The organism is Shewanella sp. NFH-SH190041 (genome assembly GCF_024363255.1).
In the GTDB taxonomy this organism is placed as follows: domain Bacteria; phylum Pseudomonadota; class Gammaproteobacteria; order Enterobacterales; family Shewanellaceae; genus Shewanella.
In genome coordinates, this window is the sequence record NZ_AP026070.1 from 3,436,239 (window position 1) to 3,458,011 (window position 21,773).

Genomic DNA, 21,773 nt, shown 5'->3' on the forward strand with positions numbered 1-21,773 from the left:
ACTGTTATCATATTCCATTGGATAAAAAAATGGCGGCCAAGGCCGCCATGCTCAAGGTGCTTAGTGGATCACCTTTTCTTCTTGGTTATCTGCCGACGGCTCAGGGCCAAATTCGGAATAACACAAAATCGCGGCCATACGGACAAATTCCAGAATTTCCATATAGGCGGCTTCTGATTCCTCATCCTCGGTCACGTCCAGTTCTACCCGGGCAATTTCAGCTAAGTCTTGAATGACTTCTCGCACATCGGCAGAGCCTTTATTCAGCTTTGGTTGAATAATAGCAAGCCCGGTCAAAAAGCTTTGGGTCCACAGTGACAATGCCTCAACCCGATCTGCCAGCGGCTCTTCCTCTTCTGGCAGCATAGGAACAAACCCAAATTCCACATCTGCAAGGCGGGCTGTGGCATCTTGGTACATATCTGCCACCAGATGCTTCAATTCTGCCGGTAATGGCTGACCATCGTGCATCAAGTCTGCCAACGGCTTATGCCAGCCATCTTGCTGTGATTCAACGCCACCGGCGATCAACCCCACCAGGGCACCGTGAACTTCCACCGGATGCTGACCGATTTCTGCGTGATTTAAGGCTGCCTTGAGATTTTCAATACAAATGGATGGAGGGTTAGCCATAGGTGATTTCCAAAAATACAGTTTATTGCTGCCATGCTAGCAGAGTTCCCCCCCTGTCACCAAGATGGGATAATCGTCTGAAGGCACAAAAATTATCCTATGCTGTGCCAGCCTGCTCACTTGCTCAACAAACACAGTGATCCGAGGCGATTTCACAATGCAGTTATCTTGCACTTTAGTCCCGCGCCTTATATAGTCCGGCACAAGAGCTTAAAGAAAGGATACCAGCGTTCCATGAGTAGCAGTGCAGTTGATATCACCCTGTTGGGTCGCACATACTCTATCGCCTGTCCTGCAGGTCAGGAACCCGCGCTCCGAAATGTGGCAGACAAACTGGAAAAACAGTTGTTGTCCCTCAAAGCGCGAACCAATAATTTAAGCCGCGAAGAAATTGCCATCATGGCTGCACTCAATATTGGTTATGAACTTTTTGAAGAAAAGCAGAATAATCAGGAATATAATAGACGCATGGATGAACGTATTGCGCTATTGCAGGCCACGATTGAAAATGCACTGGTTGAACGGGAACGTCAGGCGAATTACACTGCCAAACCAGATGCTACTGCGTCAGACGCAGACGATTCACAATAACAGTTTATTGCTCTCTGGGGTGTACGACAGTCGGTAATGTCCCTGTGCCGATATTTTTAGACCCAGGGTGAACGCTTTACCAACATTGAGCATGCTCGGCTCGTACCGAGAAGCCTTAGGCGGTAATCGCTTACCCGCCTTGAACCTACGGTTCAAGGGCTTACACCGATAACGGCACTTTGGAGAGCATCCAATTTCAGGCATGGTGATGGAAACCAGAAGCCGGATAAGACGCCAGATGCGCCAGCGGCGCAACGCACTCACACCTGAGCAGCAGCAACAAGCTGCTGCTAGGCTGGCCCAGCACCTTCCCCCGCTACTTCAGCAGCATCATTATCGCCATATTGCCCTCTACCATGCGACTGATGGTGAACTAGATACAGCGCCACTGATACACGCTTTGTGGCAACAAGGCATCAAAACCTACCTACCAATCCTGCATCCATTTTGTGCCGGGCATTTATTATTTTTGCATTATGATGCCCATACCCCCATGGGGAAAAACCGCTTTGGTATTGCTGAGCCGCAACTGGATGTGCGTCAGGTGCAACCTGTGCATCAGCTCGATGCAATTCTCACCCCATTAGTTGCCTTTGACACTCAGGGCAACCGGCTTGGCATGGGGGGGGGCTTTTATGATCGAACCCTTAGTGCAGAAAATGCGCCCCCCGCGATGGGATTGGCCCATAGCTGTCAACAGGTCGAGTCTCTGCCAATTGCTGACTGGGATATGCCGTTACACGCCATTATTACCCCGGATACGATCCATCTGTGTCGTTAACCCCAAGGTATAGAACACAGCTATCAAGAGTAAAGAATCAAGAGCGGTTCTTGCTTAGAATAACTAGGCGACAAACCACTCGCCGCGATTAAAACGCTTTTATCTCGAACAAAATGTCACTACGAAAGGTTAACAGCCCCTAGTTAATCGACTTTTATTAATCTCTGTTCTTCTGTCTTGCGTGTCTTCCTACCTGACATTGTTGCCGTCAGCAACGAAATATCAAACTCTGCATAACAAAACTACTGTTTTGTGATCAAGCCTTAACTTTTCAACATTACTGCAACTAAAGTGCGCAAACGCCATTGCTGTTGCGAACCATTCTCATTAACCTTTATGTCACTTATCCGGTACCGCCCACCGGTTTTCATGGAATTCATAATAAGAGACAGGATCAATGTTTAATAAAACCTCTGTAGCATTGGCCGTTTTGCTGGCCATCACCGCTCCTAATGCCCTGGCACACAGTAAACCCGCTAAAACCGACACCACAGCCGAAGAAAAAATTGAAACCATTGAGGTGCGTGGCGTACGCCAGCGGTTAGAAAAGGCCGGGGTTTTATCCGATAACATCATGAAAACCGAGGTAATTGGTTCTGAATTGATGGATAACAAAAATGCCGTCAATCTTACTGAGGCCATCAATAACACCCCGGGCGTCCGAGTCTCCAATGAGTGCTCCATGTGTGGGGTTAAACGCATTATGCTCAACGGTCTGCGCGGCGAGCAAACCACCATTTTAGTGGATGGATTGCCGGTGCATGCCATGATTGCCGGTTATTATGCCGTTGATGCCATCCCCACCACGGGCCTTGACCGGATTGAAGTGGCTCGCGGCGCTGGCGCATCACTGATTGCACCAGAAGCCATCGGCGGCACCATCAATATCATTACCAAAACAGCCACTGAAAACGGTGCAACAGTGGATATTTCCGCCGGAGAAAATGGCAACCGAAAAGTCGGCATACTGGGCACAGGGGTCAGTGAAGATGGCCGTAGCCGAGTCACCCTGATTGCGCAATATGATGATAGAGATCAGGTGGATGAAGATAATAACAAGGTCAATGAAGCTCCTGCTCAGGAAAACCGTACCTTCACAGTGCGCATGTCCCATGATCTGACTGACAGCGATAACCTCGTACTGCGCTATTCCAATGTTGATTCAGAAATTTTCGGCGGCCCCATGTTAGGAGAAACCTATGCTGACGGTAAAGCCAGCAGCATAGGCACAGTGTTAAGCGCCTTTGATAACGTAGAGTCAGATGAACTGTTTGCCGGTGGTGATGTACGTAATGACTTTATCGGCAAAGCCTGGGAAACCACTGAGTGGATCCATACTCAGCGAGATGAGGTCTCTTTAAGCTGGCTACATGAACTGAGTAGCGACTGGAATATGACCCTATCAACCAGCTATTCCGATCATATGCAGGACTCTTTCTATGAGGGATTTCGCTACTATGCCGAAGATACCATGGTGTATCTGGATGCTAGGTTCAATTATTTCCTGAATGACAGTCATCTACTGACATTTGGTAGTGATAATCGCCGGGAAGAAATGCGTTCTCGCTCCAGCGGTGAAGGCGAACCAGATTATGTTTCCGACTCTTTTGATTACGATGTATTGGGTTTCTACCTGCAAGATACCTGGCAGGCAACGGATGAGTTGGAAATTGCCATGGCGCTGAGATATGACCATGTGCAAGCTGACTTTATCGACCCGAAAAAACCGGGCACAGAAATTGATAAGTCCATTCTCGCGCCACGGGTTGATATTCGCTATAGCCACAACGATAGCTGGACCTCTCGCCTGTCCGCCGGACGCGGTTACCGTGCACCGCTGTCTTTCTTTGAAACCGACCACGGTGTACTTGACGCGGCACTGGGATTTGAAATTGATATCGAGGAGTTAGAACGCTCCACATCCGCTACCTATGCCTTAAGTTACACAGGTGACGCCCTGACCATGACCACCTCCGTGGCATGGACTGAAGTGGAACATCTGGCCATGCTCACGGAAACCGACAAAGGTGTACCACTGCTAACCCAGATGGATGAAACCGCGGCAGTGACCACAGCAGATATCGCCTTTGGCTATGATGTCAGTGACAATTTGACCCTGAACTTTACCGCTGAAGGCTTCTTCTACGACGATGCCTTTAAATCCTCTTATTCTCTGGCTCCGGTGGAAGAGCGCCTGACCCTGAATGCTGACTGGCTGGTGCACGGCTGGGATATCTTTGCCAACTTAGTATGGATTGGCGCGCGGGATCTGGCGGACTATGGCTATGAAGGTTACAACCAGATTGACAGCAATGGCGATGTGATTCTGGCCTCGAAAAAATCGACCAAAGCACCATCTTACTGGACGCTGGATCTGAAGGTGACCCGAGCACTGAGCGACAATATCGATTTCTATGCAGGCGTTAATAACCTGTTTGATTACACCCAGGTGACTGAAGGAGAAACACCGTTATTCTTCGATGCTTCAGGTGGATATGATGTCGCATACATCTGGGGACCGCTGCGCGGCCGGGAAGTATATGCCGGCATTAAAGCCAGCTTCTGATACGTCTAAAACAGCCGCCGCTATGGCGGCTTAATTTCTGAGGTTTCCCCGATGTTATCGCTGTCTCAACGGCTTACCACAGTACTCTTTGCCATACTATTCGGCGCCCACGGGCTTATCACCCCGGTATTTGCGCAAAACCAAACCACCGCCACGCATCACCATACTCAAGATGGAGATAACAGCCCCCAGGTGCCGTTACTGGGTTACCAACATCAAGCACTTAATGGCAGCAATAATGCGCGCAGTAGTGATGGCACGCTGCAACATCTGACAGGTAAACCAACCTTGATGATGTTCTTTGAGCCGGGCTGCAGCTGGTGTGTTAAACAGGGAAAAGCCCTTAACCAGCTGCTGGCCAGTTGTCATGGACAGCTGCAGGCCGTTGCACTGGGAACCGGCGCCGATCGCGCCACACTAAAAAAAACCTGGTGGCAAATGCAGCTGGATTTTCCCGGCTATCAGGTTGGCCGCGAGATGATGCAGCAGCTTGGTGAACTGCCCGCGACCCCCATTACACTCATAGCTGATCAACAAGGGCAGTTAAGCGGCTACCTGCGCGGATACGTTAAACTCAGTACCTTAAAGCCGTTATTGCAACAGCGATTGGGGCTGGACTGCAATGCAGACACACTCAGCGCCAAGCGACTGTAACTACGCCCAGCGCAGTACAATTACCGTGAGATCAGGCTCGCTGAGCGGCAATGATGTCCAGATGATGCATGCCGCTCCCTGCTTGGTAGATGAGTTAGCAGAATTAGCCAGACAGTTTATTTTCCCCGTAAACGGCTAATGCCGGATACCACGACTAAAGCGACAGCGCCGGCTAACACTCCGAACAAGGTATGCAGCACGGTTGGCAACAAATAAGCCAATACAGGTCCGATACCCGCCCATGGCTGAACTAAGGTAGCCAGATGGTCAAAGTACGCGCCGATACTGTGCAGGCCATGAACCAAAATGCCGCCCCCGACCATAAACATGGCGATGGTGCCAACGATGGTCAGCAGTTTCATCAATTTAGGTGCCGCAGCCAGCAACAGATTCCCCAGCCACAGGGTCATACCGGATGCCTTTTCCCGACGAACCAAATACAGCCCGGCATCATCCAGTTTGACAATGGCCGCCACAATGCCATAAACCCCTGCCGTCATCACAATGGCAATAATCACGAGGGTAAACAGTTGGGTCAGAAAATCTGCATCGGCCACCACACCTAAGGTGATGGCAATGATTTCGGCAGACAGTACAAAATCGGTACGGATAGCGCCTTTGACTTTGTCCCGTTCATAGACGGCAGGATCAATATCGGTTGGCAAACTTTCCCGCTCGGCACTTTCTCCCCGGTGACACCAGGCATGCCAGAGCTTTTCCGTGCCTTCAAAACAGAGAAACAAACCACCACACATCAACAATGGGGTGATCAGAAATGGCACAAAAGCACTGATCAACAGCGCCGCTGGCACTAAGATGGCTTTATTCATTAAGGAGCCTTTGGCCACGCCCCACACGACTGGCAGTTCCCGCTCAGCATTGACGCCGCTTACCTGCTGGGCATTAAGGGCTAAATCATCACCCAACACCCCGGCAGTTTTACGCGCGGCCACTTTGCTCATTAAAGCAATATCATCCAAAATTGCTGTTATATCATCGAGTAAGGTCAGTAAGCTTGCACCGGCCATCATGTTTCTCCCGCCTCGGTCAACCCGGTTGCCAAGGCCATTGCTATGTTGAATTAATTGCTGTCGCGGGATCCTACTCTACCGTTATCCGGTTAAATAAATTAACTTTGATTTAGATTGCCCAAGCAATGCGTCAAAGTGTCAGCAAATCGGGCCGCTTGGGATGTGCAGGAATTTGCACTGCAACACTTTGTTGCGGATACAAATCGGTATAATCGAACCCAGTTACCGTTTCCCGATGGAAGGATTTATCTATGACTCAAGATGAAATGAAAAAAGCCGCCGCTTGGGCTGCTCTGCAATATGTTGAGAAAGACACCATTGTTGGGGTAGGCACAGGGTCGACTGTTAACCACTTCATCGATGCACTGGCCACCATGAAAGCCGATATTGAAGGCGCGGTATCCAGCTCTGTGGCCTCCACCGAAAAAATGAAAGCACTGGGTATTCCAGTATTTGATCTGAACAGTGTCAATGAACTGTCCATCTATGTGGACGGTGCCGATGAGATTAATCCGCACATGGCGATGATCAAAGGCGGTGGTGCGGCCTTAACCCGGGAAAAAATTGTTGCCGCCGTGGCAGATAAATTTATCTGTATTGCCGATAGCAGCAAACAGGTTGATGTACTTGGTACCTTCCCGCTGCCCGTTGAAGTCATCCCGATGGCGCGCTCTTATGTGGCTCGTGAGCTAGTGAAACTGGGTGGCGATCCGGTTTACCGTGAAGGGTGTGTCACAGATAACGGCAATATTATTCTGGATGTTTATAACATGCAGATAATCAACCCTAAAGAACTGGAAACTCAGATCAACGCCATTGTTGGTGTGGTTACCAATGGTCTGTTTGCCCACCGCGGTGCAGATGTCTTGCTGGTCGGCAGCCCTGATGGGGTCAAAACCATCAAATAATACCTGTGTTTGCCCACCTGGCATCATTGTTAGCCGGGGCTGACACGGTTACCAAAAGCCTCCCACTCAACCATCTCTGGGAGGCTTTTTTCTACCTCAGCAGTCCAACCTGTACGCTAAGCTCTCAAGAGCTACTACCTCAGTCTGTGCCTTTACCTCAATCTGAGCCTTTGGCATAGCAACAGCGAAACCATTAGTGCGGCTGATATTCAGCGCTGCACTGCAAATGCATCAAACTGGCCGCCAGAGCGGTTACTGATAAACGCACAGGTAAAGGCAATGCATCTAACTCAAGCTGCAGCAGTAAGTTTTTGACTTCCAGCCCCAACTCAGTATCGCCTTCTATCACCAAGCGGCGCTGGAAAAACAAGGTGTCGGGATCTTCTTTACTTGCGGCAATCAACAGCAGCTCCTGGGACGCGGCACTAAAACTGACATCTGCAGCCTGACCTGGCATCCGAGGCGTCACCAACCAATCGCCATCATACTGCACCACAAATGCCAATTTCAGATCCGTCACCGTTACCGCTACAGTGCGTTGCTGTAAAAATGCCAATTCACCATCGTCCATCTGCTGTTGCAGCATCTGCCGTAGCAGGGATGCAATGATTTTTGCCTTCAAGGCAAAAGGCACAATAGCCAAAGGCTTCGCCGCAATGTTAGGGGTGTGCTTTAATAACTGCTTTGCCATCCGGGCACCCAGCGCCTGCACCATCCTTATCTCCTATTGTTATTGCTATTTCATTCAACACAATTGTTTGAATTATCATCAAATCACCGCAGTTTAGCCGAGGAAGTACTGCAAAAACCTGCGTTATATCAAATCTTGTTATAACAAATACTTATACACTCAATCACGCATAACAATAACAATGGCGCTGCAAACTCTAACCTTGCGCCACATTCACATTACAGAGCCAGACTCTGCTGAACTGAGACAAGGATGCTGTCAGGATGGAACTTTTATGCCCAGCGGGTAATCTTGCGGCCGTAAAATCTGCCCTTATCGCCGGGGCGGATGCTATCTATTTGGGCTTGAGAAACGAAACCAATGCGCGCTCCTTTGCCGGGCTCAATTTCACCCCAGACCGACTGGAGCAAGCGGTAAAACTAATCCATCGCCGAGGGAAACAGGCCTATTTGACCTTAAATACCTTCGCACAGCCGGGACAAGAAGCCCGCTGGTATCAAGCTATTGATTTAGCGGCTGATCTGCGGATGGATGCCGTTATCGTGGCAGATCTAGCCCTGCTGGCCTATGCCAGAGCTAATCACCCGGCACTGCCTTTGCATCTCTCGGTACAAGCCAGTGCCAGCAATGCCGCGGCGCTGCGTTTTTACCGTCAGCAATTCAATATTCGCCGCGCCGTGTTGCCCCGCGTGCTTTCTACCCGACAGATCCAAGCACTGGGACGGGAAAAAATTGTCGACTTAGAGGTATTTGCATTTGGCAGCCTGTGCATTATGGCCGAAGGTCGTTGCCGACTATCCTCTTGGGTGACCGGCCAGTCCCCTAATACCGGAGGCTCCTGCTCTCCCGCAAAATTTGTCCGCTGGCAGGAAAATGGCGCTAACCGGGATACCCTGCTTAATCATATGCTAATCGATCGCTCAGGATTACAAGATGCCATGGGGTACCCTGTCGTTTGTAAGGGCCGCTATCTTGCTGCATCACAGACAAAGCCTGATGCAAAACCCGCCTATCTGTTGCAAGCGCCCACCAGTCTGTGCACATTAACGCTGCTGCCGCAACTGCAGCAAGCCGGTGTGGTATCCCTGAAAATTGAAGGACGGCAACGCAGCCCGGCTTATGTCGATCAGGTCACTCGGGTATGGCGGCAAGCCATCGACAGCCTGACATATTCAACATCCTCCTATCGGGTTGAAACCCAATGGCAAAAGCAATTAGCAAAGATCTCAGAAGGTCAAATAACCACCCCCGGCGCTTATAGCCGAGATTGGCAATAGCAAGCCAGAACAAAAGAAAGAACACAAAAGATAAGGACATTGAGCATGCAGTTTTCATTAGGGCCGTTACAGTACTGCTGGGAGCACGAGCAAATTCAGCGCTTTTATCAAGCTGTCGCAGAAAGTGATATCCCGCTGGTGTATCTGGGGGAGACTGTTTGTGCCCGGCGCAGGTTGATGAAAACGGCTGATTACCTAGCGATTGCCCGACAACTGCAGCAAGCAGGTAAACAAGTGGTGTTATCGACCCTAACATTAATCACGGCACCTTCCGAGCTGACCGAGCTGAAAAAAATTATCGAAAACGGCCACTGCACCATTGAAGCCAATGATATGGCAGCAGTCATGCTGGCTCATGAAGCTGAGGTTCCTTTTACTGTCGGGCCTGAGCTAAACCTGTATAACGCCACTAGTTTGGCAATCTTGTATCAATTAGGTATGCAACGCTTTGTGATGCCGCTGGAGCAATCACAGGAATGGCTGGCAGCTTTATTAGCGGATAAGGCTATGCCAGAGGTTGAAGTGGAAGTCACGGGTTATGGTTATCTGCCACTTGCCCACTCCGCCCGCTGTTTTACCGCCCGCCAACAGGGTTTGACCAAAGATAGCTGTGAGACAAGCTGCCGACACCATGCCAATGGCATTACTGTTAACACCCAGATAGGGCAACCTTTGCTGCGACTCAATGGTATTCAGACCCAGTCAGCAAGCTGCTGCGATCTGCAGCAATTTATCCCGCAGATGCAGCAAATGGGCGTGCATTGGTATCGCGTTTTACCCGATGGGGATAACTGCCTTGATTATGTGCGTCAACTACAGCAAGGAGCGCAACAAACCAAGCAAAACAGTGAGGTAACCCAAAGATGCCAAGGATACTGGCAGGGGCAACCGGGGATGGCATCTAGCTAAACTAAGCTAAGCTAAGCTAAGCTAAGCTAAGCTAAGCAGCCAAGCTAAAGTAAATAGCCGCCGTAATAACGGTTACTCGCTGCGGCCAGGCCCTCATGACAGCTCACGCTGAAAACATCATATTCAAAAGGCAATGCACACCTTATGCATACCGCAAGATAAAACTGCATATTCATGCAGCATATTATGCCCATCACAATCTCAATATCATTCAATTCAGACGTTGATTGAGTCTGCTCCTTTGCTCAGCCGTAATTTATGTCGCTCTTGTTCATCCTTTCATTACGGTTCAACGCCGAAGGTAAATATCAGCAATAGGCGGTAAGCCGCACAGATTGATTAACTAAATAAAGGGAGAAACTGGATAACACTTGGTGTTTTACCGATTATTTTGCTTACTTCCCCACTAATAACCTCGCGCTTACAACTGAAACAGCAAAATACAAATATTTTACCAAATTTGCATTTTGCAACTCACCGGCGACACAGTATGATAACCTGAAAAATTTATAGCCCCAGATAATAAATTTCGGGTAATATATAACTACTCAAAAAAAGAGTATATTTATGCTGTGAGTTGATAGGGTTTTTATGACAGAAAATATCAATTTATACCATATGTAAACAGGGGTTAGCTTTAACCTCAATAATTGATAAACCAGCTGCCTAAATTGCATAAAAAGTTTTCACTTATGAAACGGATTTCTGGCAGCCAGCCATTCAGGGTTTATGACTCGTGGAAAAAGTTACTTCAAAGCACAATACCAAAACGATACTCACATTTATCGTGCCATCCTTCATCGGTCTATTGCTGTTTATGATGCCAGTGCATTATCAAAGTGCGCTGACTATCCCTGTGGCGGTGATTGCCAAAGGGCTGCAAGCGTTACTGGCTGATGAACTTCCCCTGATAGTGACTTGTATCGTGGTCGTTACCGCGCTGCTCACGACCATTGCAAAAGTATTTAAACCCAAGGGGCTTAACCAGCATCCCTTTTTGAAAAACCTACTGAATGTGACCCCGGCTTGGTTTGCGGTACGTATTGCTGGTGCCTGCTTTATTGTGATGACCTATATGGGCATTGGCCCGGAAGCAATTCATTCAGGTGATACCGGCTCATTGGTCCTTAATGATCTGCTGCCCGTACTTTTCTGTGTATTCTTGTTCGCCAGTTTGCTGCTGCCATTACTGCTGAATTTCGGGTTACTGGAATTACTCGGTGCCTTACTGACGACCATTATGCGCCCCCTGTTTAATCTTCCCGGTCGTAGCGCTATCGACTGTATGACATCTTGGTTGGGTGATGGCAGCGTGGGGATCTTGCTAACCACCAAACAGTACCAAGATAAGTTTTATACCCAACGGGAAGCGGCAGTTATCGGTACCACTTTCTCAGCTGTGTCTATTACCTTTTCTCTGGTGGTGATTTCTCAAGTCAATCTGGCTCACCTATTTGTCCCCTTTTACCTGACCGTCTGTCTGGCGGGGATTGTTGCCGCCGTGGTTGTGCCTCGCCTGCCACCATTGAGCTGGAAAAAAGATCACTTTATTGATAACACACCACGTAATGCTGAAGATGAGATTATTCCCACAGGTCACTCTGCCCTGTCATGGGGTCTGGATCGGGCACTGTTTCGGGCGAAACATTCAGGTGGCGTAAAGAGTTTCTTCAGTGAAGGGGTACGTAACAGCGTTGATATGATTTTCGGTGTACTGCCGGTGGTAATGGGACTGGGTACCCTGGCACTGATCATCGCTGAATACACCCCTATCTTTACTTATATGGGTAAACCATTTATTCCACTGCTGGATCTGTTGCAGATACCAGAAGCGGCAGAAGCTTCCAAAACCATTGTGGTAGGTTTTGCTGATATGTTTATCCCATCTATTTTGGCCGCCTCAATCCATTCAGATCTAACCCGGTTTGTTATTGCGGCAATGTCTGTCACTCAGCTGATCTATATGAGTGAAGTGGGCGCGCTACTGCTGGGTTCAGGTATCCCGGTAAAATTGTGGGAACTGTTTGTTATCTTTATTTTACGTACACTGGTCACCCTGCCAGTGATAGCCCTGATGGCACATTTGATTTTCTAGACCGACGCAATTGCAACGGTAATGGTACAAAAAAGCCGACAAATAGGACTGTCGGCTTTTTGATGCTCTGTACTTAAAAACTCAGCGTTAAATAGCCCAACCGCCGAGATAAAATGCCGCCAATCCAATAGTAATCAGCACCACGGCTAGGTTCAGTTTACGCCACTCACCGGCGCAGATACGACCGATAACCAAGGCAACAAAACCCAACATGATCCCAGTAACAATATTGGCAGTAAAGACAATAAATACTGCACAGGTCAAACCGGACATGGCATCCACTTTATCGTCAAAATCCAGTTTAGACACGTTGGCCAACATCAGCATGCCCACATACATCAGCGCTGGCGCCGTGGCATAAGCCGGCACTAAATAGCTCAGTGGCGAGAGAAACATCAGCAATAAAAACAAAACACCGACGACAGTAGCTGTTAGACCGGTTTTGCCGCCAGCCGCCGTCCCCGCAGCAGACTCAATACACACAGCTGCCGGGCTACCACCCATTAAACCTGCAAAAATACTGCTAACAGAATCGGCTGTTAGCGCCTTATCACCATCAATAATTCTGCCCCGGCTATCCAAAAGATTAGCCTGCCCAGCCATCGCGCGAATCGCGCCTGTTGCATCAAATACCGCCGTCATAACCAATGCCAACACCACTGGTAACACCACGGGATTAAGCGCGCCCATAATATCCAGCTGGCCAACCAAGCTATGTTGGGAGGTAAAATCAGGCATGGCAAACAAACCGTGGTAGCTCACTTTGGGATCAAAAATCACCCCAAATATGGTTAGGGCAATAATCACCAATAAAATGCCACCTGGCACACGGCGACGCTCTAAGCCAATGGTGGCAGCCAGCCCAACAACAGAAGCCATTACCCCAAGGCTATTAATATCGCCCAGCTTCACAGGTAACCCCTGACTGTTGCCCACAATCAACCCAACACTGTTACTGGCGATCAGGAACAAAAACAACCCGATACCAATGCCGGTACCACTGGCAATGCCTCTTGGAAGATTGGTTAAGATCCACTGACGCACACCAGTGACACTGACTAAGGTAAAAATCACCCCCATCAGGAAAATAGCGCCAAGGGTGACAGGAATGGAAATACCTTGGCCTAATACCAAGCTAAACGCAGTGAACGCCGTCAAAGAGACAGCACAACCAATAGCCATTGGCAGATTGGCCCATAACCCCATCAGCAATGAACCAAAAGCTGCAACTAAGCAGGTGGCAACAAATACCGCTCCCGGATCAAAGCCCGCGATACCCAGCATTTTCGGCACAACGATGACGGAATAGACCATCGCCAAGAATGTAGTTAAGCCGGCAATCACTTCCTGCCGCATAGTTGAACCACGTTGAGACAGTTTGAACAGCCGTTCAAACAGGGGTGACACAGCAACCTCTGAGGTTGTTTTTGCAGATTTCATTTAATTACCTTGATCTCTTTGAACCTACCCATTGGCATTACACCTGCGGGTCACATCATTTTGGTCTTACAGACGCCGGCCATGGCAGAAAGAGCCTCGTAGTTAAAAAACAACGAGTGAGAGATCCACGCTATGCGTGATCTGCAGGCAAAATAGTTCACCCATCCAGAGTTTCCTCCGGAACACAGCCTTTGTTGGCGGCGGATAATACGCGAAAATCAGGATAGCGAACGCACTTCCATATTATTTTGCGAATTGGATCGCAAAATAAACACACAACAAGGAAGGACATTATGTGCAGCACATCACACTCAGAGATGATACAGATATGGCGAGACAGAACATGGTTACAGCAATTTTTAAACATTTAAAAACTGTTTCACTCACCCAAGTCACGCATTACAAACGTAAATTTAAAACAAAAAAATGATAAAAAAGTAAAAAATACGCGAGTTAATTTTATATCAATAATTTACAAGTTACTGATTATAATAACTTTAGACCTTGCTTAACATTACAAAAAATCTAAATAAATCAGGTTTTAGCATATTTTGCTTGCCAATCTGGTTCAGCTAGCGCTAATCTCGAGTCGGTGATTCAGGGACAGAACTTCACAGGTAGTTTATTTTCTAAATTTTCATATTTTTACATATCAAATCAAATTCCATTCACACCCAGTGCCATATCCATTCATAACCTTGCTCTATAGTTCTAAGATCCCAACCCCCCAAACCTTTCTGGAGACTTATAGGTTATGGCAAATAACGTCCCCACAGAACCATCAGAAAGTAAAGCTAAGCGTAAAGAGCTAACAACGATTGGTTTTATTATCGTGGTTTTATTCCCACTGCTGTTTGCAGGCATTTTTGGCATCTATGGCTTCTGCATTTGGATGTACAACATGTTTAGCAGTGTACACAGCTAACCCTTTATCACCCTTTTAATTTCGAGGAAGCTTTATATGAAGTGGTTACGTAATCTCTGGCGTACACTTAACAAACCTGCCCGCTATCTGACCGTAGGTACAGTGGCGCTTTCAGCCTTTATCATGGGTATGATTTTCTGGGGCGGTTTTAATACCGGCCTGCACCATACCAGTACTCAGGAATTCTGTATGACTTGTCATACTCCTGATAAAGCCCCTACCAGCGAACTGATGAAAACTGTTCACTGGTCTAACAATGTTGGTGTTCCTGCTACCTGTCCTGACTGTCACATCCCCCATGACTGGACTCAGATGATGGGTATCAAGGTTGCTGCACTGCGTGATATCTATGGCCAGATCACTGGTACCATCGATACTCCTGAGAAGTACGAAGCCAAGCGTCTGGAAATGGCGACTGTGGTTTGGAAGATGTACGACCGTAACAAGTCTCAGAACTGTAAGAACTGCCACCAGTACAAGAAAATGAAGTGGGATGAAATGTCCCCAATGGCCGTGAAGCAGATGAAACCAGCCGCTGAAAAAGATCAGAGCTGTATTGACTGCCACAAGGGTATTGCTCACCACCTGCCTAAGATGGGTACTTCACGTGCACCTCAGCTGATTGCTGAAGTAGGCCAAGGCGTTACTCCTTCTGCCGGTCAAAACTACTACTCAGCCCTAACCAAAGAGCTGTTTGAAGGTCCAACCGGTAAAGAAGATGCCGGTATGCTGAATATTGCGACTAAGGTGAAAGTGGTTGATGTTAAAGATAACCGCGTGAAAATCGTGATTAACGGCTGGCGTAAGCGTATCGGTGCAGGCCGCGTTATCTATCGTGATTTCGGTATCAACATCCTGTCTGCTCAGCTGACTAAAGCCGCAGCTAAGCATGATGGCACCATCAAAGTATTTGAAGAAAAACAAGATCCTATGACAGGTTTAACCTGGCAGCGTGTTGAAGTCACTGTATGGACAGCTAAAGACTATCTGTTAAACAGTAATGATCAACTGTGGAGCTATGCAAAAGACACTTACAGCACTTCTTGTAGCGTATGTCATACCCAGCCAGAACCAGGCCACTTCGATGCCAACACTTGGCCAGGTATGTTCCAGGGTATGCTGGCGTTTGTGAACATGGATCACGACACCACTGCACTGGTACAGAAGTATCTGCAAGAGCATTCATCCACTTTTAGCAAGTCTGGTAAGCACTAATTTAGGACGCGCATAATGACAATGAACAGAAGACATTTTTTAAAAGGCCTGTTGTCAGTATCCTGTGTCGCAATCGGCGGCGCATCGGTACTTAAGCCTCTGAGTGCAGTGGCAGGTCCTTTAAGTGAACCGGCTGAAGACTGGTTGATTACTGCCTCTCACTTCGGTGCATTCAAAATCAACCGTAAAAACGGTGTGATTGATCAGGTTGTACCATTCGATGCCGATAAATATCCAACCGATATGATCCACGGTATCCGCGGTATTGTGTACAACCCAAGCCGTGCCCGTTACCCAATGATCCGTCTTGATTACCTGCTGAAAGGCTGGGACAGTGACACGACTCGTCGCGGTGATTTCCGCTTCGTACGTGTGACCTGGGATCAGGCACTGGAAATCTTTATCGACGCCCTGAACACAGTACAAACCAAGTACGGCCCATCCGGCCTGCACGCCGGTCAAACCGGCTGGCGCGCGGTAGGTCAGCTGCACTCTTGTACTAGCCACATGCAACGTGCTGTCTCTATGCACGGTAACTATGTGAAAAAAGTGGGTGACTACTCTACCGGTGCGGGTCAGGTCATCCTGCCATACGTACTGGGTTCAACTGAGGTTTATGCCCAAGGTACTTCTTGGTCACTGATCCTGGAGCAGTCTGACACCATTATTATGTGGTCTACTGACCCATACAAAAACCTGCAGGTGGGCTGGAACACTGAAACCCACGAGTCTTACTATTACTTAGCCGAACTGAAGAAGAAGGTTAAAGAAGGTAAGATCCGCGTGATCAGCGTTGACCCTGTGGTCAGCAAGACTCAGGACTACCTGGAATGTGAACACCAGTATGTTAACCCTCAGGCCGACGTACCATTGATGCTGGGTATTGCCCACGAAATGTACACTAAAGGTCTGTACGACAAAGACTTCGTACAAGGCTACAGCTTAGGCTTTGACGAATTCCTGAAATACCTGCTGGGTAAATCAGACGGCGTTGAAAAGACCCCTGAGTGGGCCAGCAAGATTTGTGGCATTAGCCCAGAGCGCATCCGTGAACTGGCTAAGATTATGACCACAGGCCGTGTACAGATGATGGTCGGCTGGTGTATTCAGCGTCAACAGCACGGTGAACAGCCTTACTGGATGTCTGCAGTACTGGCAACCATGATCGGTCAAATCGGTCTGGCTGGCGGTGGTATCAGCTATGGTCACCACTATTCAGGTATCGGTATCCCCGCATCTGGTGCGGCAATGCCTGGCGCATTCCCACGTAACCTGGATGAAGGCATTAAGCCAATCTTTAACAGTACTGACTTTAAAGGTGCCAGCAGCGTGATTCCGGTTGCCCGCTGGATTGATGCCATCATGGAGCCAGGCAAGGTGATCGATGCCAACGGCTCTAAGGTAACCTTCCCTGATATCAAGATGATGGTGTTCTCCGGTTGTAACCCATGGAACCACCACCAAAACCGTAACCACATGAAAGAGGCTTACCGTAAGCTGAAGTGTGTGGTTACCATTGATACCAACTGGAACGCCGGTGCTCGTTTCTCAGACATCGTACTGCCAGCTTGTACCACTTTTGAACGTAATGACCTGGATATCTATGGTTCTTACGCCAACCGCGGTATTTTGGCCATGCATAAGATGGTTGAACCTTTGTACGAAAGTCTGTCTGACTTTGAAATCTTTACCCGTTTTGCACGCAAGCTGGGTAAAGAGAAAGAGTACACCCGAGGTATGACCGAACTGCAGTGGATTGAATACCTGTACAACGGCTGTAAGCAAGCCAACGCAGGTAACTTCAAGATGCCTGAGTTCATGACATTCTGGAAAGAAGGTTATGTCGACTTCGGTCAAGGTAAGCCTTGGGTTCGTCACCAGGCATTCCGTGAAGATCCAGAAATCAACCCACTGGGTACTCCATCTGGTCTGATCGAAATCTTCAGCCGTAAGATTGCGCACTACAACTATGATGACTGTCCAGGACACCCAACTTGGATGGAAAAAGTTGAGCGTAGTCACGGTGGTCCAGGTTCTAAGAAACACCCAATCTGGTTGCAGTCTTGTCACCCGAACAAGCGTCTGCACTCACAGATGTGTGAATCTGAAGAGTTCCGCGCAACTTACACTGTAAAAGATCGTGAGCCTTGCTATATCAACGCTCAAGATGCCAAAAAGCGTGGCATTAAAAATGGCGATTTGATCCGTGTATTCAATGATCGTGGTCAGGCTCTGGTTGGTGCGGTGATTTCACCTAACTTCCCTGAAGGCATTATTCGTATCTCTGAAGGTGCTTGGTTCAGCCCTGTTGGTAAAGATGGCTCTAAGGCCGGTGGCTGGGAAATCGGCGCACTGGATTCCTATGGCGATCCAAACACCATGACACTGGATATTGGTACCTCTAAACTGGCACAGGCTTGCTCTGCTTACACCTGTCTGGTTGACTACGAAAAATACACAGGTAAAGTACCTGAGGTAAGTGGTTTCAGTGGTCCTATTGAGGTAAATCTATAATGGATAAGGAAATGAATCAGGCACGCAGCTTGGTTTATAGCCTGCTTTCCTCCCTGTTTGCCAGGGAGGTGAGTTCCATTCGTCAACAAGAGTTGACCAGTCCGGAAGCATTGGAGTTTTGGGCAATGTTATCGCAGGATCCTGAGCTTGCACCGCAAGTTCAGCTCCTGCTGGCAACCCTGACTCAGATGACCAATGAACGGCAACGGCTGGAATTAGCTGCAGATTTCTGTGGTCTGTTCCTCGTAGGCGATCGCAATAATGCCTCGCCTTATGCCAGCCTGTACTTAAGTGATGAGGCAGATCCTACGATCTTTGGTGAACAACACCACCAGATGTGTGATTTTCTGCGTCAGAGCAAACTACAGGTTCAGGGTGATTTTAAAGAGCCCGCCGATCACTTGGCCGTGATGCTGGCTTATATGGCACAACTGTGTACCAATACCAACAATGATGTACAGCTCAGTTTTCTGACGACCTGTATTAATTCTTGGTTGGCGCGCTTTGTTGCCCGGGTCGATAGTAATGACCCCGGCCAGTTCTACCGGGCATTGGCACAATTGACGTTGAAATGGACTCAGGCAGATACCGAGGCATTGTCCCAGTAATCAGCCAATAAAAAACGCAGCTCAGGCTGCGTTTTTTTATTGTGAGATGACATGGAATTAGTCCCGGGGAGAAGCCGCAAATAAATACCCTTCACCATGGACAGTGACAAACAAATCACTGGACATCTTATTTCGCAAACGCCGGATAATCACATAAATGGTTCTGTCGTTGACATCTTGATTACGGTGACTGGTCTGCTGCATCAGTCGCTCACGGGACAATACCTGCTGAGGATGTAAGGCAAATACCACCAGCAATTCAAATTCAGCTTTGGTCAGCTTAATCAGTTCAGAGCCTTTGCGTAGCTTACGGGAGTTTAACTCCAACTCGTAATCCTCAAACTGGATCAAGTTATCCTGCTGGGAAAACTGCTGTGCCACAGCGGCTTCGGCTTTACGCACCAAGGAGATGCGCCAGAGCAGATTACGAATACGCACGAGAAGCTCACGGATTTCAAATGGTTTTGCCATATACTCATCAGCCCCCATTTCGAGGCCGATAATTCTATCTATCGCTTCATCCCGATCACTGAGCAGCACAATGCCGACATTGGATCGCGCCCGTAACTCCCGGGTGATCTGTAACCCTTCAGCCCCCGGCTGATTGATATCCAGCACCACGACATCAATATGCTGACGATTGAATTCATACCACAGCTGCTCGCTGTCTGACACTCGGATAAGACGGTAACGGTTGGGTTCTAAATACTTTTCTAATTGCCCAAACAAAGCTGATTCACCATCCACAACCAGAACATTGTAGGTCATAGTTTCACCCTGTTGTTAATCTCCGCTAATTTTATTCACATTTGTTCATATTTTCATGGATATTTTTGAAGAATTAAGTGGTTATTCGATTAAATTTAGTTCACCAGACTGTTGCATCAAGTTTAAGCTTTATCTCATGCTTGAGCAGATTTCCGAATTCAAAATGATAATTTGCTTGGCATAATTATTATTTCAGCAAAAACTGAAAAATGATTTATGCTTTAAAAACATTCACATTCATTCAAATTAGTTCTCAACCTGGGAAAGCGCTATGAATGACAGACGCAGATTTTCACGGATATTGTTCGCAACACCGGCCACACTCAGCAGTGAAAAAGAAAATTGGCACACCAAGATATTGGATTTGAGTCTAAATGGGGCATTGATTGAAAAACCAGCCAATTACTGGGGACAATTCGAAACATTGCGACTGGACTTCCAACTGCCGGAGTCCAATATCTGCATCAGTATTGCCATGCAGCCAGTACATGAAACAACCGAGCAACTGGGATTGAAATGTCTGCACATAGATCTGGATTCAATTAGCCACCTGCGCCATATGGTAGCCATGAATAAAGGCGACAGCACACTTTTAAGCCGGGAACTGGATCTTTTTATCCATCAAAGAGATTAATGCCTCGGTTGCGCCACAAAAGCAGAGCCCAAAGCCCAGCTCCGGGTCCCCGATGCAAGAAATAAATACGCATAACACTAATAGCAGCACTATGACTGCCACTGTTTTGATACTCAGTCGACTAATGCTTCCAATGCATCACTTAATTTGCTGACACCGATAACCTGCATCCCGGCCGGGGCTTTTTTGGGGACATTAGCACGGGGCACAATTGCCCGTTTAAACCCGTGTTTAGCCGCTTCAAACAAGCGCTCCTGACCATTGGGCACTGGACGGATTTCACCACTTAAGCCCACCTCGCCAAAAGCCACCATGTCTTGGGGCAGAATATGGTTACGAAAACTGGATACCATCGCCAACAGCATGGTCAAATCGGCACTGGTTTCAGTCACCTTGACCCCACCGACCACGTTGACAAACACATCTTGATCTGACATTTGTAATCCGCCATGACGGTGCATTACCGCCAATAACATCGCCAAGCGGTTACCATCCATCCCCACTGCGATTCGGCGAGGATTAGCTAGCGCAGAACTATCCACCAATACCTGCAATTCAACTAGCAGTGGACGGGTACCTTCCCATACCACCATCACCAATGAACCGGGCGCGGCATCATCCCCACGGGAGAGAAAAATCGCCGACGGATTAGCGACTTCTTTTAACCCCCGCTCCGTCATAGCAAATACCCCTAACTCATTGATGGCACCAAAACGGTTTTTATGGGAACGCAAGGTTCGGTAACGGCTATCACTATCCCCTTCAAACATTACAGAGCAGTCAATACAGTGTTCCAGCACTTTAGGGCCGGCCAAACTCCCATCTTTAGTCACATGACCAACCATGATGACAGCAATACCCTGCTGCTTGGCAAAACGAGTCAGAAAAGACGCTGACTCACGCACTTGGGATACACTGCCCGGGGATGACTGCACATCACTCATGTGCATCACCTGAATCGAGTCCACCACCATCACCTTGGGTTTTTCCCGCAGCGCTACTTCACAGATTTCCTCTACGCTGGTTTCTGACAACATCCGCAATTTGCCCGTTGGCAGCCCAAGACGATGGGCTCGCATTGCGACCTGTTGCAAGGATTCCTCACCGGTGACATACAATGCCGGTAAGGTTTCTGCCAATTGACACAAGGTCTGTAACAGCAAAGTACTTTTACCTGCACCGGGGTGACCACCAATCAAAATGGCCGAGCCAGGCACGATACCGCCGCCCAGCACCCGGTCAAACTCCGTAAATGAGCTGCTTAAACGGGGCAGTTCATTTAAATCAATCTGATCCAGCGTCTGCACTTCACTGCCACTGGTACCGGCATAACCGGAAAAGCTACCGCCTTTGGCTGGTTTACTTGGACCAAGGCGCATCTCAGTAATGGTGTTCCACTGTTTACAGGCACTACATTGCCCCTGCCAACGGGGAAAATCTTGGCCACATTCATTACAGACAAATGCCGTCTTATTCTTTGCCATAACTCGGTTAAATTCGTATAAGCTTAAATCAGGTAAGCACTATTGTTAC

19 protein-coding genes and 1 other RNA gene are annotated in these 21,773 nt (G+C 48.2%); 14 read left to right on the top strand and 6 right to left on the bottom strand.

The window, feature by feature from the left end:
• Positions 1 to 60: 60 nt before the first annotated feature.
• On the bottom strand, positions 61 to 633 hold the full coding sequence (locus NFHSH190041_RS15265) for a UPF0149 family protein (protein WP_261922606.1): 573 nt from the start codon (positions 631 to 633) through the stop codon (positions 61 to 63).
• Between the two features lie 234 nt (positions 634 to 867).
• On the opposite strand from NFHSH190041_RS15265, the gene NFHSH190041_RS15270 reads away from it, so the two are divergent.
• From NFHSH190041_RS15270 to NFHSH190041_RS15290, 5 genes are all read left to right on the top strand, one after another.
• Positions 868 to 1,224, top strand: a complete 357-nt coding sequence (locus NFHSH190041_RS15270) for a cell division protein ZapA (RefSeq protein ID WP_261922607.1) — start codon at positions 868 to 870, stop codon at positions 1,222 to 1,224.
• Between the two features lie 8 nt (positions 1,225 to 1,232).
• Positions 1,233 to 1,414, top strand: a non-coding RNA gene (ssrS, locus tag NFHSH190041_RS15275) — 6S RNA.
• 18 nt (positions 1,415 to 1,432) lie between these two features.
• The gene (locus NFHSH190041_RS15280) at positions 1,433 to 2,005 is read left to right on the top strand and encodes a 5-formyltetrahydrofolate cyclo-ligase (RefSeq protein ID WP_261922608.1); all 573 of its coding nucleotides are present in this window, start codon (positions 1,433 to 1,435) and stop codon (positions 2,003 to 2,005) included.
• 397 nt (positions 2,006 to 2,402) lie between these two features.
• Positions 2,403 to 4,571 (top strand): TonB-dependent receptor plug domain-containing protein, encoded by a 2,169-nt coding sequence (locus NFHSH190041_RS15285; protein ID WP_261922609.1) that lies wholly within the window; start codon positions 2,403 to 2,405, stop codon positions 4,569 to 4,571.
• A gap of 51 nt (positions 4,572 to 4,622) precedes the next feature.
• Entirely contained in the window at positions 4,623 to 5,225 is a 603-nt protein-coding gene (locus NFHSH190041_RS15290) for a TlpA family protein disulfide reductase (RefSeq protein ID WP_261922610.1), read from the top strand.
• 116 nt (positions 5,226 to 5,341) lie between these two features.
• Here NFHSH190041_RS15290 and NFHSH190041_RS15295 read toward each other — a convergent pair whose 3' ends face one another.
• Positions 5,342 to 6,253 carry a DUF808 domain-containing protein gene (locus tag NFHSH190041_RS15295; protein ID WP_261925150.1) on the bottom strand — a complete coding sequence of 304 codons (912 nt, stop codon included), beginning with the start codon at positions 6,251 to 6,253 and terminating at the stop codon, positions 5,342 to 5,344.
• Between the two features lie 254 nt (positions 6,254 to 6,507).
• Between NFHSH190041_RS15295 and rpiA the strand changes: the two genes are divergently transcribed.
• Positions 6,508 to 7,164: a ribose-5-phosphate isomerase RpiA gene (rpiA, locus tag NFHSH190041_RS15300; RefSeq protein ID WP_261922611.1), complete on the top strand. Its 657-nt coding sequence runs from the start codon at positions 6,508 to 6,510 to the stop codon at positions 7,162 to 7,164.
• Positions 7,165 to 7,357: 193 nt separating this feature from the next.
• On the opposite strand, the gene NFHSH190041_RS15305 is transcribed toward rpiA, so the two are convergent.
• Positions 7,358 to 7,879: an SCP2 domain-containing protein gene (locus NFHSH190041_RS15305; protein ID WP_261922612.1), complete on the bottom strand. Its 522-nt coding sequence runs from the start codon at positions 7,877 to 7,879 to the stop codon at positions 7,358 to 7,360.
• A gap of 239 nt (positions 7,880 to 8,118) precedes the next feature.
• Between NFHSH190041_RS15305 and NFHSH190041_RS15310 the strand changes: the two genes are divergently transcribed.
• The 3 genes from NFHSH190041_RS15310 to NFHSH190041_RS15320 all read left to right on the top strand — a co-directional run bounded on the left by NFHSH190041_RS15310 (position 8,119) and on the right by NFHSH190041_RS15320 (position 12,136).
• Positions 8,119 to 9,132 (top strand): peptidase U32 family protein, encoded by a 1,014-nt coding sequence (locus tag NFHSH190041_RS15310; protein ID WP_261922613.1) that lies wholly within the window; start codon positions 8,119 to 8,121, stop codon positions 9,130 to 9,132.
• A 45-nt stretch (positions 9,133 to 9,177) separates the two neighbouring features.
• Positions 9,178 to 10,041 (top strand): U32 family peptidase, encoded by an 864-nt coding sequence (locus tag NFHSH190041_RS15315; RefSeq protein ID WP_261922614.1) that lies wholly within the window; start codon positions 9,178 to 9,180, stop codon positions 10,039 to 10,041.
• 736 nt (positions 10,042 to 10,777) lie between these two features.
• The gene (locus NFHSH190041_RS15320; RefSeq protein ID WP_410010837.1) at positions 10,778 to 12,136 is read left to right on the top strand and encodes a YjiH family protein; all 1,359 of its coding nucleotides are present in this window, start codon (positions 10,778 to 10,780) and stop codon (positions 12,134 to 12,136) included.
• Between the two features lie 87 nt (positions 12,137 to 12,223).
• Here the strand turns inward: NFHSH190041_RS15320 and NFHSH190041_RS15325 are convergent, their stop codons facing one another.
• Entirely contained in the window at positions 12,224 to 13,576 is a 1,353-nt protein-coding gene (locus NFHSH190041_RS15325) for an NCS2 family permease (RefSeq protein WP_261922615.1), read from the bottom strand.
• A gap of 754 nt (positions 13,577 to 14,330) precedes the next feature.
• On the opposite strand from NFHSH190041_RS15325, the gene NFHSH190041_RS15330 reads away from it, so the two are divergent.
• The 4 genes from NFHSH190041_RS15330 to torD are packed head-to-tail and all read left to right on the top strand — an operon-like array spanning position 14,331 to position 18,838.
• Positions 14,331 to 14,501: a periplasmic nitrate reductase, NapE protein gene (locus NFHSH190041_RS15330; RefSeq protein WP_261922616.1), complete on the top strand. Its 171-nt coding sequence runs from the start codon at positions 14,331 to 14,333 to the stop codon at positions 14,499 to 14,501.
• A gap of 36 nt (positions 14,502 to 14,537) precedes the next feature.
• A complete protein-coding gene (locus NFHSH190041_RS15335; RefSeq protein ID WP_261922617.1) occupies positions 14,538 to 15,716 on the top strand; it encodes a NapC/NirT family cytochrome c in 1,179 nt (392 codons plus the stop codon).
• Between the two features lie 21 nt (positions 15,717 to 15,737).
• Positions 15,738 to 18,230, top strand: a complete 2,493-nt coding sequence (torA, locus tag NFHSH190041_RS15340) for a trimethylamine-N-oxide reductase TorA (RefSeq protein WP_261922618.1) — start codon at positions 15,738 to 15,740, stop codon at positions 18,228 to 18,230.
• Positions 18,227 to 18,838 carry a molecular chaperone TorD gene (gene torD / locus NFHSH190041_RS15345; protein WP_261925152.1) on the top strand — a complete coding sequence of 204 codons (612 nt, stop codon included), beginning with the start codon at positions 18,227 to 18,229 and terminating at the stop codon, positions 18,836 to 18,838. Before torA ends, torD begins: the two co-directional genes overlap by 4 nt.
• A 57-nt stretch (positions 18,839 to 18,895) precedes the next feature.
• Here torD and torR read toward each other — a convergent pair whose 3' ends face one another.
• A complete protein-coding gene (torR, locus tag NFHSH190041_RS15350; RefSeq protein WP_261922619.1) occupies positions 18,896 to 19,606 on the bottom strand; it encodes a two-component system response regulator TorR in 711 nt (236 codons plus the stop codon).
• Between the two features lie 271 nt (positions 19,607 to 19,877).
• Between torR and NFHSH190041_RS15355 the strand changes: the two genes are divergently transcribed.
• A complete protein-coding gene (locus NFHSH190041_RS15355) occupies positions 19,878 to 20,240 on the top strand; it encodes a PilZ domain-containing protein (RefSeq protein WP_261922620.1) in 363 nt (120 codons plus the stop codon).
• A gap of 113 nt (positions 20,241 to 20,353) precedes the next feature.
• Here the strand turns inward: NFHSH190041_RS15355 and radA are convergent, their stop codons facing one another.
• The gene (gene radA / locus NFHSH190041_RS15360; RefSeq protein ID WP_261922621.1) at positions 20,354 to 21,724 is read right to left on the bottom strand and encodes a DNA repair protein RadA; all 1,371 of its coding nucleotides are present in this window, start codon (positions 21,722 to 21,724) and stop codon (positions 20,354 to 20,356) included.
• Positions 21,725 to 21,773: the final 49 nt, after the last annotated feature.